General features: G+C 54.2%; 12 protein-coding genes and 1 riboswitch. All 12 genes read right to left on the bottom strand.

The window, feature by feature from the left end:
* Positions 1-7: 7 nt before the first annotated feature.
* Complete coding sequence (locus tag TAMC210_RS12565) at positions 8-1,246, bottom strand: M24 family metallopeptidase (RefSeq protein ID WP_173299134.1); 1,239 nt, start codon at positions 1,244-1,246, stop codon at positions 8-10.
* Positions 1,247-1,620: 374 nt separating this feature from the next.
* Positions 1,621-3,549, bottom strand: a complete 1,929-nt coding sequence (locus TAMC210_RS12570) for a sigma-54 interaction domain-containing protein (protein WP_173299135.1) — start codon at positions 3,547-3,549, stop codon at positions 1,621-1,623.
* A gap of 75 nt (positions 3,550-3,624) precedes the next feature.
* Positions 3,625-4,335: a GntR family transcriptional regulator gene (locus tag TAMC210_RS12575; RefSeq protein ID WP_173299136.1), complete on the bottom strand. Its 711-nt coding sequence runs from the start codon at positions 4,333-4,335 to the stop codon at positions 3,625-3,627.
* A 517-nt stretch (positions 4,336-4,852) separates the two neighbouring features.
* Positions 4,853-6,502 carry an IS1634 family transposase gene (locus TAMC210_RS12580; RefSeq protein ID WP_173297029.1) on the bottom strand — a complete coding sequence of 550 codons (1,650 nt, stop codon included), beginning with the start codon at positions 6,500-6,502 and terminating at the stop codon, positions 4,853-4,855.
* A gap of 250 nt (positions 6,503-6,752) precedes the next feature.
* Complete coding sequence (flgL, locus tag TAMC210_RS12585; RefSeq protein ID WP_173299137.1) at positions 6,753-7,670, bottom strand: flagellar hook-associated protein FlgL; 918 nt, start codon at positions 7,668-7,670, stop codon at positions 6,753-6,755.
* Positions 7,671-7,698: 28 nt separating this feature from the next.
* Positions 7,699-9,417 carry a flagellar hook-associated protein FlgK gene (flgK, locus tag TAMC210_RS12590; protein ID WP_173299138.1) on the bottom strand — a complete coding sequence of 573 codons (1,719 nt, stop codon included), beginning with the start codon at positions 9,415-9,417 and terminating at the stop codon, positions 7,699-7,701.
* Positions 9,418-9,452: 35 nt separating this feature from the next.
* Complete coding sequence (locus TAMC210_RS12595) at positions 9,453-9,890, bottom strand: flagellar protein FlgN (RefSeq protein WP_173299139.1); 438 nt, start codon at positions 9,888-9,890, stop codon at positions 9,453-9,455.
* Positions 9,887-10,165: a flagellar biosynthesis anti-sigma factor FlgM gene (flgM, locus tag TAMC210_RS12600; RefSeq protein WP_173299140.1), complete on the bottom strand. Its 279-nt coding sequence runs from the start codon at positions 10,163-10,165 to the stop codon at positions 9,887-9,889. The genes TAMC210_RS12595 and flgM overlap by 4 nt, the downstream gene beginning before the upstream one ends.
* Before the next feature lie 130 nt (positions 10,166-10,295).
* Complete coding sequence (locus TAMC210_RS12605; protein WP_173299141.1) at positions 10,296-12,362, bottom strand: chemotaxis protein CheA; 2,067 nt, start codon at positions 12,360-12,362, stop codon at positions 10,296-10,298.
* A complete protein-coding gene (locus TAMC210_RS12610; protein ID WP_254388664.1) occupies positions 12,359-12,826 on the bottom strand; it encodes a chemotaxis protein CheW in 468 nt (155 codons plus the stop codon). Before TAMC210_RS12610 ends, TAMC210_RS12605 begins: the two co-directional genes overlap by 4 nt.
* A 181-nt stretch (positions 12,827-13,007) precedes the next feature.
* Positions 13,008-14,783 (bottom strand): methyl-accepting chemotaxis protein, encoded by a 1,776-nt coding sequence (locus tag TAMC210_RS12615; RefSeq protein ID WP_173299142.1) that lies wholly within the window; start codon positions 14,781-14,783, stop codon positions 13,008-13,010.
* Positions 14,784-14,879: 96 nt separating this feature from the next.
* Positions 14,880-14,971: riboswitch (cyclic di-GMP riboswitch) on the bottom strand.
* A 41-nt stretch (positions 14,972-15,012) separates the two neighbouring features.
* Complete coding sequence (locus tag TAMC210_RS12620) at positions 15,013-16,605, bottom strand: M1 family metallopeptidase (protein WP_173299143.1); 1,593 nt, start codon at positions 16,603-16,605, stop codon at positions 15,013-15,015.
* Between the last annotated feature and the right edge of the window lie 201 nt (positions 16,606-16,806).

Genomic DNA, 16,806 nt, shown 5'->3' on the forward strand with positions numbered 1-16,806 from the left:
TGGTAGTTCATACCCAATAGTACGCCTTGCTACCGGGTAAACCGCAAGATATCAGCTCGTCACAAGGATACTTGGTTATTACCTCACAGCCGGTACTTGTAACCACCACCTCCTCCTCTATCCGAGCGCCTCCCTTACCGTCAGCCGAGGGACAGTAGGTTTCAAGCGCAAAAACCATGCCCTCTTGGAGGGTGAACGGATGGTCCAGCGAGAAGAGCCGGGACACAACGGGTTTCTCCCAAATGCTAAGGCCTATCCCGTGACCAAACTGCAAGAGGAAGGCTTCCTTCTCGTCCTTGAGGCCGATTTCCTGCGCCGTAGGCCAGTTCTTGGCGATGTCGGCAGTAGTCGCTCCGGGCTTGACCGCCTTGATGGAGTTATAGAGCCACTCGTAGGCCTTCGCATAGGCCTCCTCCTGGGCCTCGGTCGGCTTGCCACAGACAAAGGTACGGTAATAACATGTGCGGTACCCGTTATAAGAGTGCATTATGTCAAAGAACACCAATTCCCCAGGCCGTACGATCCTGTCCGAGAAAACATGGGGATGGGGCTGAGACCTGGGACCAGAAACAACGTTTATACATTCCACTAGGTCTGAACCTAAGGTGTAAAGAACCTTGTTAGCTACAGCAACCAGATCATTTTCCCTAATACCGGGTCTTATGTGCCGCACGATCTCCGCGTAGGCAGCATCGGCCATGGCAGCCGCCGTCTTTAAGAGTTCAATCTCGTCCTTGGTCTTAATGATACGGGCATCGAGCATGGCTTGTTGGCCGTCGACTACTTCGATTCCCCTACTCTCCAGGGCCCTTATGAGGGGAACATCCATAATGTCTACGCCTAAAGGCCTCTTGTTCACGCCGTATTCAACTAAGACTTGTTCAATCTCCCGGGCCACTTCCTCTACGTTACCAACCTCAGGAGGTATAGAGCCCCTCATGGAACCCACGGCTGGCCGTACCCTATCAGCTATCCAAGGAGCAACCAGCCTTTTCGCCGGCGCCGCAGGATCGTACAGAATAGGATCGGCACCATCCGGCAAAATGGTAAATCTGTTCATCTTATTACGGCACCATTCGCCAACATGGGTGCCAGTGATATAACGAATGTTATCGAAATCAAAGCATAACATGGCACCCAATCCATACTCCTTTATCTTCTGTCTCGCCCTCTCCAGCCGGTCTTTACGGAGGCGTTCGTAATTAACCCTTTCTTCAAAATCAACCCCCATTTGGCCGAATCTCATTAAGAGTTCCTCCTTCCATTTGTTGTCTACTGCCGCCGAATCGTAGTGTTTTGGGTGCAGCAGGCCACTGTGAATCGATAATACAAACTTTGCAAATAACGTGCCAATCCTTGTCGACACATTGTTTCTACGGACCTGCTCACACCTCGCTAGGGGCTACTGTAAACAAAGTGTTCAACTTCTTGTTAACCCCCAAGGCATTTCAGGTCAATCAACGAAGGATCTGTTAAGTTTTTATACAGTCCCGGAAGCCCTTGATTTATATAAGCTGCTTCCTTTAATTGGGGGAGCCTTAGGACGGTGGTATAGGCCCACACGGAGAAAGGGGGCAAAGGGCTAAAGAACCTTGCGCGTCTGCCTGGCGAAGCACTACATTATCTGATACGAATATCGTATTGCCGCATCTTCTTATAAAGAGTTGTTCTACTGATACCTAGAGCTTTTGAGGCCTTGGAAACATTACCGTTAAAACGAGCTAATGATCGTACTATAGTTTCTCTTTCAAGGGTTCTTAGTGATTGAAGCTCGCCTGGCGGCGTACTCCGGCGTTCGCTTTTTCCCTGAAGAACTTCACTAGGAAGGTCTTCAACTCTGATAATATTTTCACGGGCGAGGGTTATGGCGCGTTCTATACAGTTTTCTAGTTCACGCACATTTCCAGGCCAATGATAAGCACACAAAACATCTATTACATCTTTGTCAATCCTACGTATTTTCTTGCCCAGCTTCCTGGAAATCTTCTCTACTAAATATTCAAATAAAACCGGAATATCCTCCACCCTCTCCCGCAAAGGAGGAATTCTAATGACTATTACATTTAACCGATAATAAAGGTCCTGGCGAAACTCCCCCTGAACAACCAACTCTTCTAGCGGTGTGTTGGTAGCAGCAACGATTCTAACATTTACCGGAATTACTTCATTACCACCCACTCGGATGATTTCATTTTGTTGAAGCGTCCGCAACAGCTTGGCCTGCATGTCCCAGGGCAAGGTACCTATCTCGTCTAGAAACAGAGTACCGCCATTTGCCAGCTCAAACTTGCCGGGTTTGCCTCCCTTTTTCGCACCGGTGAAGGCACCCTCACTGTAGCCGAAAAACTCACTTTCAAACAGTTCTCGCGGCACCGCACTGCAGTTAAGTGCAACAAACGGGCCATTTCGCCTCGCACTTCCGTTATGAATGGCCTGGGCAAATAACTCCTTTCCGGTCCCGCTCTCTCCTTCAAGGAGGACTCGTACATTTAATTCTGCTGCAGCCCTGGCCATTTCTACCGCCTTTCTGAGACTTGGACTGTTGCCTATGATGTCATCAAAAGTGAAGTGTGCCGTATAACTTCTGTGGTTTTTGGATTGAACACCCTTCATTCTCGATAAGACAACTATGTTACCCAACAATTGGTTGTTTTCAAGCGCTTTTATCGGTTTTGCCTTAGCAAGATATATTTCACCTTCTGGACTGCCGGTCAGGTAAACCTCTTTAGGTCTCTTGGAATCTGATTCGACTAATTCCGTGAGTTCGCTTCTGTTCAGGGTTCCCAACTTCTTACCTATGACGTTTTTCCCAAAGCAATTCATTATAGCAGAGCTAACATATTTAATCACACGTTCACAATCCATTACAAGGAACTCTTCCGTAATGTAATCTGCCAGTGTCCTAATAATCTCTTTGTGGAATATCAATTCTTTCTTAATTTCCTTAATATACCATTCTCTACTAATTACGTTAGCCACTAGAGAAACCAGGCCAAGCAAGTAATTGACATACGAAGTCTGGTTTATACGCTTTAAGTCGTAACACCACAGACCGACCAATCCCTCAATCTTACCGTTTTGGCTAGTAATAGGAGCACAAAAAGACGACCATTCCTTTAAATGTTGGTTATAATGATTCTTTCCAATTACGCAGATAGGTTTCTTATGGATAAGTGCAAGGGCATAAGCGTTGGTCCCGGCGACCTCTTCACGCAGGTCAACACCCACTGTAATTCCGGCTTCCTGTAGTTTAGAAAGGGCCTTAATAGAACCTTGGAGATCTACTGCAATACCATGCTTGTCCGCTAATAATACCACCAGATTATCGCCTGACGCGAAATTTAGTAATTTCAATATTGGTGCGCAGAATTCCTTAATAACTTGTTTATTAATCGTGTCTGTTTTCGCCGACATTAGTTTTGTATTGGCATCAAGATTACGTTTCTTACACCGAACCAGCGATTCCTTTATTTCTTCCTGGAAGACATCAGGACATCTTTGTAAAGAAGGCAACTGCAACCCCTGGGTTCCAAGGGCTTCGCCTTTCATATCATTACCCCCCAAAAACTCTCCTTGCACCTACTCTTCCTCGCTAATTACAGAGGCTAATGGTGCGAAAGTGAGTTAAAGAGTCCCGTCCGCCATATGCTCATCCTCAAGTCGTTTTTTTAGCTCCAAGAAATGGTTACGTATCAGGCTTTCTGCTTCCTGCAAGTCCCGTTTCTTAATAGCCTCTAAAATCGGTTCGTGTCTCCCTACCAACTCCTTAGCCTTATATTTCCAGACGGAAACACTCAAGTAAGTCCATAGATATACACCGATCGATTCCCAGAGGTTAATAAGTATATTGTTGCCCGAAGCCTCCACTATTACATTATGGAAGTCAATGTCAGCCCGCACCTGCAATTTTAGATCCTGTAGAAAGTTAGCACGATGCATTTCTATAAGCAATTCTTCCAGCCTTTTAATGTCTTCGATGGTGATTCTAGAGATAGCCTCACGTATAGCCAGAGCCTCCAGTTCGGCCCTTATAACATATACATCTATAAGATCCTTATAGTTGTACTCACGAATAAACGTCCCGTAGTAGGGAACTGTTATAGCTATACCCACCCGTTCAAGATCCCGAAATGCTTCTCTTACCGGCGCCTGACTAACACCTAGTTGTTTGGCTATATGCGTTTCGACTAACCTGTCACCGGGCGCGAATTTGCCCTCTAATATTGCATTCATGATATATTCTTTCACTTGTTCTCTCAAGACGTGTTTTTTCAGGTATTCTGCATTCTCGTCGTTCAATATGCTTTTTTTCAGATGTGGTAAACTTTGGTCCATTAGCCTCACCCATAATCGATAATCAAATATCGTTTATCTATAATAATTATAATCTTGTCCCCTCTTCATTGCAAGACAATCTTGCTTCTTACCAAAAAAATATGGATAAGGCAAGCGAAATTAAAAAAGAGGAAAAATAGGGTCCCGCATATTCTACACTGGAGAATGCCTCGGTAAAGGAAGTAGGCCCGCTAGGAATGAAATCATACTGCGGTAGAGGTGGGCTTTATGCTGTGAGGAAGTTGCTCCCGTAGCCCTCTGCCCCTCACTTCTAAACACGCACCAGACACAACAGTAAGTAACATGGTAAGTAACATGCTGTCCCTCGGCCGTCGCAGGGGGAGAGCCACGGGAAAATCGAAACAAAGTTTTGCTTCTAGTTAGCGCAGGTAGTGGACCAGGCTGGGCTGGAGGACCATGGCCGCCGTGGCCAGGGCGGCCTCCTGACTTTATCAGATGAGAATCTAGAAGCCGCATAAAATCTAGGAAGATAGAAACCAAGGCGTGCATTTTGCCACTACGCCTGGCCCTGCCAGCGAGAAGCAAACTCTTCTACACGAGTGATATTGGCAGGGGGAGCGATTCGCATCAGGCGCAGGATCTTTTTGCTTAACTCTGTACCCTTGGTCTTAATAAAGAAGGTTTCTCCTTCGATTTCCACCTCGGCAAAGTTGAGGGAGTTTAACGCTTCCCGGATCTCTACCGGCGAGGCGTTTTCTCCAGCTTGCCGGAGCTTGGATTCCAGGGTGCGTTCGAGAAGAAAGGCCAGGAAACAGATTACAAAGTGCCCCTTAATCCGCCTTTCGGTCCAATGGAAAACCGGTCGTACTTCCAGGGTGCTTTTCATGACGCGGAAGGATTCTTCAATCCGCCACAGGTTGTGGTAAGCATCCAGAATGTCTTTGGCGCTCATCTCTTTCTCGTTGGTCTGGATGCCGTAGTAGCCGTCAAATTGTTGGTCCCAGTTAATTGCTTCTTCGTCCAGCACCCAGGTGCCGGTACAATCTACTTCTTTGAGGTATTTCTTGCCGCCGCGTTTATTGCTGGCCCGGATTTTAGCCTTGCTTTCTAAAAGGCTTTGGGCCTTCTCGATTAACCTTTCCCGGTCGGACCGGTCTTTCTCCGCCCGCCGGCTGGAGTAGGTGACGATCAGTTTTTCGGGTAATTGGTATTTTTCTCCTTCAGCGGTGAACTCGTTTATGTATTCGATAACCTTGTAGCGAAGGACTTCTCCTTCTTCGTCGTCCTTGATCTCCTGATAGCCGTCTTCGTCCAGGATCATATCGGTAATCTCTTTCTTCATCTTCTTAATGCGGGCGGCAAAAATGTAGCTGTAGTTACGTTCTACTATGCGCTTTAAATTGAGCTTGCTGTTAATCCCCCGGTCCGCCACGATAATTACCCGGCGCAGGCCAAAACGTTTTTCCAGCTTTTCTAAGGCTGCTTCCAGGGTTTTACCGTCAAAGGTATTGCCGGGGAAAAGCTCATAGCCTATGGGCCGACCTTCGCAATCAATAAGTAAACCCAGTACCACCTGGACTTCGTTGTACTTGCCGTCTTTACTGAAGCCAAAATCTCGTAAAGTATCGGCTTTGACGCTGGCAAAGGAAAAGGTCGTTACGTCGTAAAATACCACATCTACTTTCATGTTGAAAAGGTGGCGGTTCTTCCGGAACATCTCTTCTTCCAGCAATTCTTTGTGCTCACTGAGTAAATCCAGGGAGCGATAGAGGTGGTTCAAAGCCACGTCGGGCAAACTGGCATAACGTTGCTGGTGGTTGTAGGTGCCCAGTTTGCTCCTGGGCTCAAGGAGGTGCTGGACGACCATCAGAAAACTCGCGTCACTTAAGCTGAATTGGACCTTGTGTTTGGCACTAATCTCTTTCAGCAGTTCGGGTAGTTCAAATTGGTTCCAGATCTTCCGGTAGACCACATAACCCCAGTTCTTGATCTGCGCCTCAGAGAAGTTCGCTAAACTGGTCACCTCCCTGGCCTTGGACAATTCTAAAAGGCGCTTTCCCAATCTTTGAAAGCTGGGGTTGTTTTCAATCTCATCCAGGCGGCCGAGATTTAAAAGGACCTTGTGTTTGACAACACCGTTTTCCCGGTAAGACCGAACCAACTGAACGTACTGGTGGTCCCTAGATTTAGTTATCTTGATGAACATGTTTTTATGATACCACTATTTACACCTATTGTCTAGCTATATAACCATTATTACCGCTAATGTTGCCACTACACTTTTCGCTTTCTGACCGGCTTTGAGCCCGCAAACCTAGATTTTATGCGGGTCCCCGTTTCGAAAACGAGTTGTAACTGATAAAGTCAGGAGTAAGTAACATGGTAAGTAACATGCTGTCCCTCGGCCGTCGCAGGGGGAGAGCCACGGGAAAATCGAAACAAAGTTTTGCTTCTAGTTAGCGCAGGTAGTGGACCAGGCTGGGCTGGAGGACCATGGCCGCAGTAGCCAGGGCGGCCTGGTAGACGTTTTCCGCGTTCTTGTAATACATGACCGTTTCGGCCAGGTCGATGTCCTCCAGTTTGGACATGGTTTCCGTCAGGCCGATTTTAGCTACAAAGAGACGCTCCTGGGCCATCTCCAACCGCCTGCTTTTGGCCCCCAGGGTGGCCCGGATGTTTAAGAGATGGTCGATGGCCTGGTCGAAGTCGGCGATGGTGTCACCCACCGCGGAATGATCGTTGCCCACCAGGGCATCTTTCAACTCAAAGAGGAGCTTGAAAACGCTCTTCTTCGATCCCTCGGGCCCCACGGCTTCCATGAAGACCTTGTTCCCGTTCTCGTTAACGGTAATGGTTACCCCCTGGGCTACTTCCCAATCGAGGGAACCGGTGTTGCCGTTGTAAGAAACTGTCTCTTCTGTGCCCTCAAACGTGCGCTGAAAAGGTGCGGAAGTAGTTACGGTGCCGCCGAAGAGGAACCTTCCCCCGTAGGAAGTGTTGGCCGTCTGGACCAGCTCGTCGATGAGCTGGTCCACTTCGGCGGCCAAGGCCTGCATAGAGGCCTCCGGCATGGTGCCGTTGGCCCCGTACACCGCCAGCTCCCGGGCACGCTGCAAAGTAGCCGTGGCCATGTTGAGGGCGCTTTCGGAAGCATCCAGCCAGCCCCGGGCATCGGCCATGTTCTTGTCGTACTGGTCCTGCTGGGCCAGGGCGGTCTTAAAGGAAAGGACCCGGGCCACCACTATGGGGTCGTCGGAAGGCCGGCTCACCCTCTTGCCCGAGGACATCTGTTTCTGGGCCTTGCTCATATGCTGCAGGTTGTTGTTGATGTTGGTGAGGACGTTACTTATAAGCATGCGGTTGGTAACCCGCATCCTTCATCCCTCCCCGCGCCTCCAGGGATCAGTGGGCCGCCATGCGGTTAATGAGGGTGTCCAGCATTTCGTCCAGCACCGTCATGACCCGGGCGGCCGCCTCATAGCCCCGCTGGAACTGGATCATGTAAGTCATTTCTTCGTCCAGGGCCACACCGGAAATGGATTCCCGGCGGCCCGCCAGCTGGTCCACGAGGGCCTGCTGATTCACCACCATGCGCCCCGCCTCGTGGGCCGTCACCCCCAGCCGGGCGGTAAAGTTCTTGTAGTAGTCGTCAAAGGTGGTGCCCAGACCTTGTATTATCTGGTGTTGGAGCTGGGCGATTTTAAGGGCGTTGCTGCCGTCTCCGGGAGAAAGGGTGACGGTATATTCTCCATCCCCAGGTGAGGAACTACTGATGGTAAATGTGATACGCTCACTATTATCGCCCAATGTGACTGTCGTGGTGCCGTCCCAGGTATTTACGGTGACGCCACTACCTATACTTGTCCATTTCGTACCGCCATCGGTTGATTTTTGAAGTTCCAGTGTGTTGCCGGAGACAAGTATCTTGTACTTAGTGCCCGGATCGAGGCCTTCGCCAACGGCGTCGGAGCCGAGTTCCTCAGGAATACGCACACCGTTGCTGTCCGCTGCGATGAGCATGGGGTTTTCTTGTAGTTCATCCTTCACCGAAATGTTGCCGGCGTTTATATTGCCCCCTCCTGCAGGCACGAAAAAGTCCCGCTGGGAAGAACCGTCAAGGCCGTATCCTTCTTTATGAATTTGGTTGACGGCTCCGGCCAGTTCTTTCGCCAGGGTGTCCAGGTCCTTGCGGTACCCCTCTACCAACTTGTAGGCTTCACCCAAGCCGAGGAGCTCGCCTCCCTTGATGGTAATCTCAAAGGAGGTAGACCCGCCGTTCCCTGTATCGTCCACCGTAATTGTTAACTTAGCCTGGTGGGTGGCATCATCCACTTGAAGCGTCAAACTGTTCCAGCTGGCGGGGAGCTCTACCCGGTCTCCCTCTACCAGGGAAGTCCCCCCAACTTTTATATTAATAGTACCATCGGAATTATGCTCGACCGTAAAATCGAGGATTTTGCTCAGCCGGTCGAGGAGGAGGTCCCGCCTGTCCAGGAGGTCGTTGGGCCGGTCTCCTGCCGCGACGACGTTCTTAATCTGCACGTTGAGATCGGCGATCTGACGGCATAAGGAAGCTACTTCCTCGACCTTCAACTCGATGGCGTCCTCGATGTCTCCTTTGATATTCTCCAGCTGGCGGGCGCTGTGGTTAAAGGCTTCGGCCAGAGCCACGGCCGTTTCTATCACAGTCATTCGAACGGGGGAACTCTCGGCATTCTTGGCGAGCTCCTGCCAGGAGGCCCAGAACTGGCTCAAGAGGGTGCTGAGGCCTGTGTCGGAGGGCTCGTTGAAGACGATTTCCACCTGTTCCAGGACGTACTTTATCTGTTCCCACCGGCCCAGGGTACCGGTTTCCCGGCGCACCTGGCTGTCCAAAAACTCATCCCTTATGCGCCGTATCTCCTGAACGTCCACCCCCGTGCCCACCTGCCACCCCTGGCCGCCGGGGCGGTTCATGGCGGGTACGGGATAGGCCAGGGTGGGTACCATGACTACCCGCTGGCGGGTATAGCCCTCAGTGCTGGCGTTGGCTACGTTGTGGGAGGTAGTCTGCAGGGCCCTCTGGTGGACCATAAGGCCCCGCAGGGCCGTATTGATACCGAAAAAGGTTCCTCCGGACATAGCAATCACATCCCTTTCTGAGATCGCCCGGGGTGCTATACGCTCTTATCGAGCACCGGCGGGCGCTGCTCCAGGTAAGGGGTCAAAAGACCCAGCATCTTGCGGGCGTAGGCCAGAGACTGGCCGATGAGCAAGGAATTGGTCTCGTTTATCTCACGGAGCTCCGCCACCACCGACCGCATTTTCTCGCCCAGGGCAGCCATTTCCCGACTTCCGACGCCGGCCTCAAGGAGCTCCCGCAGGCCCGCCTCCGGGGAAATACCAGCAGCCGCGGCGAGCTCGTGGTGGAGGCGCTGCCGCTCCCCCTCGAGGACGCTGATTTCCTTGATAAGCTGCTCTTTGACAACCACCATCTCTTCTATTCCTTCAAGGTGGTCCTGCCGCAGATATTCCTGTTCCTTAAGCGAGGCATCCCGCAGCCGCAACAGAAGGTCCAGCTCCCGGGTTAGGACCTCGGCCAGGTCTTCTTTCATGATTTCAACTCCCGCCAAAGGCTTTCCGCCAAATCCTCCAGGGAAACGCGGTAATTCCCCGAGGAGATTTTAGCCCTCAATTCTTCCACCTTGTCCGCCCGCACCGCGGGCAGCTCGGAAATAAGGCGCACCAGTTCCTGCAACTGGCGGGCGCGGGGAGAAATTTCCGCCCGGTCGCACCCCACCTCGGGCTCCTTGGCCTCAGGCCTGGCGGGCCGGCGATAGGCCTCCAATATGAGGGGTAAGTTGATGGGGCTCTGTCCGTTAATCTTCAAGGGCCGTTCACCCCAGTTCGCTAGTCTCCAGCAAACACGCTGCCGTTATTCTTTTATCGTCAACGGCGGCAAAAACTTGAGGGGCCATTAGAAGCAAAAGGGCCGGTAGTACCGGCCCCGGTGGCCCCGGCTAACTGGCCAACTGCCTTTCTCCCGCAGTTCCCAGGTGCTCAATCAGGCTATGGATGTCCAGGATTAAGGCTACCCGCCCGTCGCCCATGATGGTGGCCCCGGCAATACCGGGTATCTTGCCGATGTAATTGCCCAGGGACTTGATGACTATCTCCTGCTCGCCGATAAGGGAATCCACGATAAAGCCTACCCGCTTTTCGGCCAGGCCGACGATAACCACTGCGGCCTTGTCCCCCGGCACCGCCCGCTCTCCCTTGAGGCCCAGGGCCGCCGCCAGGTGTACGAGGGGCAAAACCTGGCCGCGGACCACGGTCACCTCCCGGTTCTGGACCCGCCTCACCTGGGAAGGCTCCACCTCGATAATTTCCACCACATTGGCCAGGGGGAAGGCGTAGACTCGGTCGCCCAGGGTCACCAGGAGGGAACGGTTGATGGCCAAGGTTAGGGGTAGCTTAATGGTAAAGCGCGTGCCCTTGCCGGGGGTGGTCTGAATATCAATGGTACCGTTGATTTTCTCCAGGTGGGCCCGGACGATATCCATGCCCACCCCGCGGCCGGAGACGTCGGTAATCCGGTCGGAAGTAGAAAAGCCCGGCAGGAATATGAGGTCCAGGGCCTCGCGTTTGGTCAGCCTGGCCGCCCCTTCCGGCGACAGCAACCCCTTCTCCACCGCCCGGCGCTTGAGCTGTTCGGCATCCATCCCCCGGCCGTCGTCTTCCACAATGATTACTATCTGGTTTTCCTGGTGAAAGGCTTTGAGGACTACCGTGCCGTAACGCGGTTTGCCGAGGCGTACCCTCTCCTCCGGTTCTTCGATGCCGTGGTCAATGGCATTGCGGAGGAGGTGGATGAGGGGATCCCCGATCTCTTCGATGACCGTGCGGTCCAACTCAGTCTCCCGGCCCTCAACGATAAAGTTGATCTCTTTACCCGCCTTTTGGGCTAGGTCCCGGACCATGCGGGGGAAGCGGTTAAAGACCTGGTCGATGGGAAACATGCGGGCCTTCATGATCTCCTCCTGCAGGTCGGAGGTTATCCGGCCGATGTGCAGGGAAATCTCCTCCAGCATCTCCACGAGCTCTTCGTTGCCCAGGCGCACCTTCAGGTTATTACCGACCTCCGCCAGGCGGGTGCGGTCGATAACCAGCTCGCCGACCAGGTTCATCAGGGACTCCAGGCGCTGAACGTCCACCCTCACCGTCTGGGTAACCCGGCGTTCCGGAGAACGCTGGATGCCGGGCTCGGCCTCTCCGCCCTCCGGTAAGGGTATGGCGCCGGCCGCGGCCTCCCGCCTTTCTTCGACCTGGGCCACCCCTTCCTCCAGGCTCAGCGGCCGCACCGTAACGTCCTTTATCTCCGATATGGACTTGATTACGTTGGCCACGGTGTCGGCATCTTCCTTGCTTAAAAAAACCAGCCGAAAGGTATTCCCGAATTTCTCCGCTTCCAGCTCCTGGGTATGGGGCTCGCTCTTGACAACTTCACCCAGATCTTTTAAGTTGTTGAACACCAGGAAGGCCCGGGCCCCCTTCATGCGGCAGTCGGCTTCCAGTTCCACTCTTATCTCGTAGGCCCGGTAGCCCCGGATCTCGGCGGCCCGGACGACGTTTTCTTCTACGTCGTCCAGCCGCAGGGGTTCAAAGGCGGGCGAGGGTGATCCATCGTCCCCTCCCCTTTCACCCGCCATCATCTCCTCCAGACGCCCCACCAGGTCCGAAGTATCCACTTCTCCCTCATGGCCGCTTGCCAGCTGAGCCTTTAGCTCTCTCAGTTTATCCAGACAGGCCAGCAGGAGATCGATGGTACCGGACGTTACCCTAAGCTCCCCCCGGCGGAGGGCATCGAGGACGCTCTCCATGCGGTGGGTGAGGGTGGCCATCTTTTCAAAACCCATGGAAGCCGACGAACCCTTGAGGGTATGAGCTATGCGGAAAATCTTGTTGAGCAACTCCCGGTTGTCCGGGTCCTGCTCCAGGAGAACGACGGCCTCATCCAGCTGCTGGAGCTGCTCCTCGGTTTCGTCCAGGAAAATGCCCAGGTACTGGGACATGTCGAACCCGCTCATGTTTCGGCCACCCCTGCGGCAACCTGTTCCTTAAGCTGCTCGTGTTCGCTTTCCCGCAACACCCGTTCCAGGTCGAGGAGAATGATGAGTTTATCCCCCCACTTACCCACGCCGCGCAGGTAAGCCACATCCACTCCCTGAATTATAGGCGGCGGGGGCTCAATGTTTTCTTCTGGCAGGCGGACTACTTCCGAAACAGCGTCTACGATCATCCCTACGGTTATTCCCTTTACATCCACGACCATTATCCGCGTACTGTTGCCGGCCTCGGCCGCAGGCAGGCCGAAGCGCTTATGTAAATCTATTACTGGTATGATGCGGCCTCGGAGGTTGATGACCCCTTCCACGAAATCAGGTGTACGCGGGACCTCCGTAATAGGTTGTAGGCGGATGATTTCATGGACATGGGCGATATCCACACCGTAGGTTTCTCCGGCAAGCTGGAAAACTACCAACTGTTCCACCGGCGCACCCCCTTTAGAAATTCAATGCTTCCAGGGCTCTCCCCAGAGCGTGGTGCCGGCCGCCCCCGGGCAGACCGGCCTCCCGGCATTTTAAACTATCCTTCAGAACTCCCGGCACTTCGAGCAGCATGTAATGTATTTCCCATGCCCAGGCTAAAATCCTGCCGACGCGGCGAAAAAGTTATAATTTGAACTGCCCTACCGCTGCCTCCAGGGCGCCTGCCGCCTGGGCGAGGTTGGCGGCAGCCTGGCCGATCTTTTCCACCCCGGCGGTCTGCTGGGCGGCAGCGGCCGAAACCTCCTGGGTACCCGCCGCCGCCTCTTCCGTACCCGCGGCCAGGCTTTCGGCCGCCTCTTTGATTCTACGGGCTCCCTCCGCCATTTCCTCGGCCTTCCGGGTTACATCCCGAATCTTGTCGGTAAGCTGGCCGATGGCTTCCTCGATGGCGCTGAAGGCCCGGCCACACCGCCCCATTACCTCTGTTCCTCTGGCTACGTCCTGGACCCCTTCCTGCATCTCGCGGACAACCCTGCCCATTTCCTTCTGGATCTCGTTCACGAGCCCAACTATCTGTTCACTGGCCTTGGCCGACTGTTCGGCCAGCTTCCGCACCTCCTCGGCTACCACGGCAAACCCGCGCCCCTGCTCGCCGGCCCTCGCTGCCTCAATGGCCGCATTGAGGGCCAGGAGGTTGGTCTGCTCGGCTATGCCGGAGATGACGCCTACAATCTGGCCTATCTCGGAAGAGCGCCGCCCCAACTCCTCCACGGTACGGGACAGGCCTTCCATCCGCCGGGCAATGGCTTCCATCTGGCGGTTGGCCTCTTCTACCGTGCGGGCCCCCTCCCCGGTCTTCTCCACCACCAGCCCGGAAAAGGTGGCCATTTCCTCAGCCTGGTTGTGGACGCTTTCCACCCTGCTAGCCTGGCCCTCGATGGCCGTGGCCGTCTCGCTCACCTGCTGTGCCTGGTGCTCGGCACCCCGCGCCATTTCCTGGGCGGTAACCGCCACCTGCCGGGCCGCTTCCCCCAGCTCCTGGGACATCTGGGCCAGGTCCTGGCTGGAGCGGGCCACTTCGGTGGACATAGCCCTGGCCTGGCCGATGAGCTCTCGCAGTTTGGCCACCATGGCGTTAAAGGCCCGTGCCAGCTGCCCCAGCTCGTCGTCGGATTTAACGGCTAAGGCGGCCACGGTAAGATCCCCGTCCGCTACCCGGTCGGCGTAGGCTGCAATTTGAGCTATAGGACGGCCGATAAGGCGGGTGAAAAGGAACGCCACCGCCATACCCATGAGGAAGGCCAGTATGAGGCCCGTCAGGAGGGTGGACCTAGTATAGATAATGGCGGTATGTAACTGATTCTGGGCCTCATCCCGCCGGACGGCCATTTCCTGCTTTAAATGGCTCCCGACGTTGTTGACATTGTCCACCGCAGCCCCCATCTGAAAACTCAAGATAGGGAGAGCCTGCATCCGATCTTCGCGGCTGGTTTTGAGGATGGTTCCTTCAAAACTATCTCTAAAACTCTTGGCGGCCATGGCCATGGCGCCCAAAAACCCTCGGGCCTGGTCGTCCAGTTCCATCTGGTCCAGCTGGCCCTTGGCCTCGTCAAACCGCTCCATGGAGTCCTGGAAACTCAAAACATGGGTCTGGGAACCGTTGATAATGTAGTCGGTAGTCCGCCGGTAACTATCCCATATGGCATTGGACATTTCGGTAAATAACTCATGTTGCTCCTGAAGCTTGACGACTTCCTCGGCCACCTGGGAAATGCGCTGGAGATTGAAGTTAACAATGATAACGACGGCCACGAAGACGGCAATGACCAGAAGGAAGCCGCCCATTAATTTGGTACGCAGCTTTAGCCGGGCCAGGAAAAAACTTCTTTTTGCCTCCTTGCCCTTCACCTCCCCCTTGTCCTGCCCCGCTCGGCGACGACGCAACGACAACCTTGCCACTTCCCTTTTACCTCCTTAAACCTTATGAACTACTTCATTTAATTTAATTTATAATAAAAAGGGGCTACGAAACACTGCGGGTAGCCCCGGTCCACCCACGGCAGCTGGCTGTCATAGCCGCCACAAAGACGGCCTTAGACCCTGTAGCTTTGCGCCCCGGCCTTTCGGCCGGTTTGCCTTTTTCGGGGAAATTCTGTCAATTTCGCCTTAATTATACTTGAATCGGGCCTCAATAGGCAAGATGTTTCTGGGGATCCCGGTAAAACTCGAGTATCCGCTGTAACGCCTCCACCCCTACTCTTTCGAAGCGATAATACTCCTGGACGTACCGCAGGGCATCACCCAGGGCTTGCCGGCCCATGCTTTCCTCCCAGCGCAGCCAGTAAAGAACCCCCTGGCGGTAGACAATGCGGCGGTAATCTTCTTCCGATGCATAGGCGGTCAAAGGTAAGTCCGCGAGCTCAAGTTCCCTCCCCGCCACGGAAGCGATCTCCTCCTTGCACATCCGGTAGTAGTCGGGGTCCGCGAAGCTGTAGTAGAGCAAGGTGCTGTATTCCGCCAGCCCTTCGTCGATCCAGGCCGCCCGGATACTGTCGTTCCCCACCAGGTTATACCACCACTGATGGGCCACCTCATGGACGACCACCGGCGGGCTGTACCCCTTTAAGGTGCTCAGGAAGATCAGACCGGGATACTCCATTCCCGAAAGCCCCTCCAGGGGAACCTCTACCAGGTGAAGATAGGAATAGGGATAGGTGCCCCAGTACTCTTGAAAATACTTTAAAGCCTGAACCGCCGTATCCAGTATCTCGGGGGACGGCCGACTGCGGGTGGCCACCACCAGCTCCACCGGCCCCACCCGGCGGCCAGCGAATTGCCACCCGGCGCCTGCGGCAAAGGCGAACTCCCGGATGGGATGTTCACTGCTGAAGGACCAGCCGGTCCAGCCACCACCTTCTGTGCGGCCCGTAACCCGGCCGCTGGCCACCACTACCAGGTGGGAAGGCACCCGGAGATCCACCTGGTAGTAGGCTGCGTCGGCAAAATAAGGTTCGCCAAAGCTCGCCCCTTCTGCCATCCCCTGCCAGGCTCCCTCCTGCCGCGGCGCTAAAAGGGGATACCAGCCGGAAACCATGGTAACCCCGTCAAAGACTCCCAGCCGGGCCGCTCTATCCGGTATATGGGTGGAGAAATCTATTTCTACTACCAAGGTTTGCCTAGAAAAGAGGGGCCGGTTCAAGGGCACCTCCAGCCTGGTGCCTTGAACCATAAAGGCGGCTTCTATTTGATTTATTTTAACGCGGTGAACGGTCAGGGAATTTGCCGCCTCGGCCATGCCATTGGCCGGGAGATTGAATTGGAGCTCGGTTAAGGGGTAAAAATAGGGGTTTTGGTAGGCCAGCAAGAGCTTGCCCTGCAGGAGCTCTCCGGCGAGGTCTAGCCTGGCCTGGATGTTATATACGGGGTGAAAGCGATAACGGAACCGGCCCGACCAGCCCCCGTCCGGAACGGGGAGCTTCACTTCCCGGGGATCAACACCTGAAAACGCCAGACCCCAGGCATCCAGGGCGGCATCTAAGGGGAGATACTGCCCGGCAGGAGACGCAGCGTACCCCCGTCCGGCGGGGGAAAGATAGCGGGCCGGGATAAGGATTTCTCCGCCCATTTTCACGGGGGGCGGGTCCAGCACCACCCGGTCGTAGCCGACCAGGTTCGGACCCACTTCCCGGGGGGAGGAATGGAGGACGCTTTGGAGTCCGCAGGACCAAAAGGCCAGAAAGAGCCCCGGCAACACCAGAAGAAGGAGCTTTTTCCTTTCCATGCAACTTCTCCCTTTGAGGCGAACTCCGGGTTAATTCGACAAAACTGGAGCCCTTTCCTGCTTTTTTCCTGTTCCGGGCGAGGAGGTTCCTTCCCAGTTTACGGGGGTACACCATAAATGGGGCCGGAAGGCCCTTATAGGCGGGTTCATGTTGGCTACGTGAAGGGCCGTGCCCGACGGCGGGGATAAACCGGGGCGGTC

Source organism: Thermanaeromonas sp. C210 (genome assembly GCF_013167955.1).
Taxonomy (GTDB): domain Bacteria; phylum Bacillota; class DSM-521; order Neomoorellales; family Neomoorellaceae; genus UBA12545.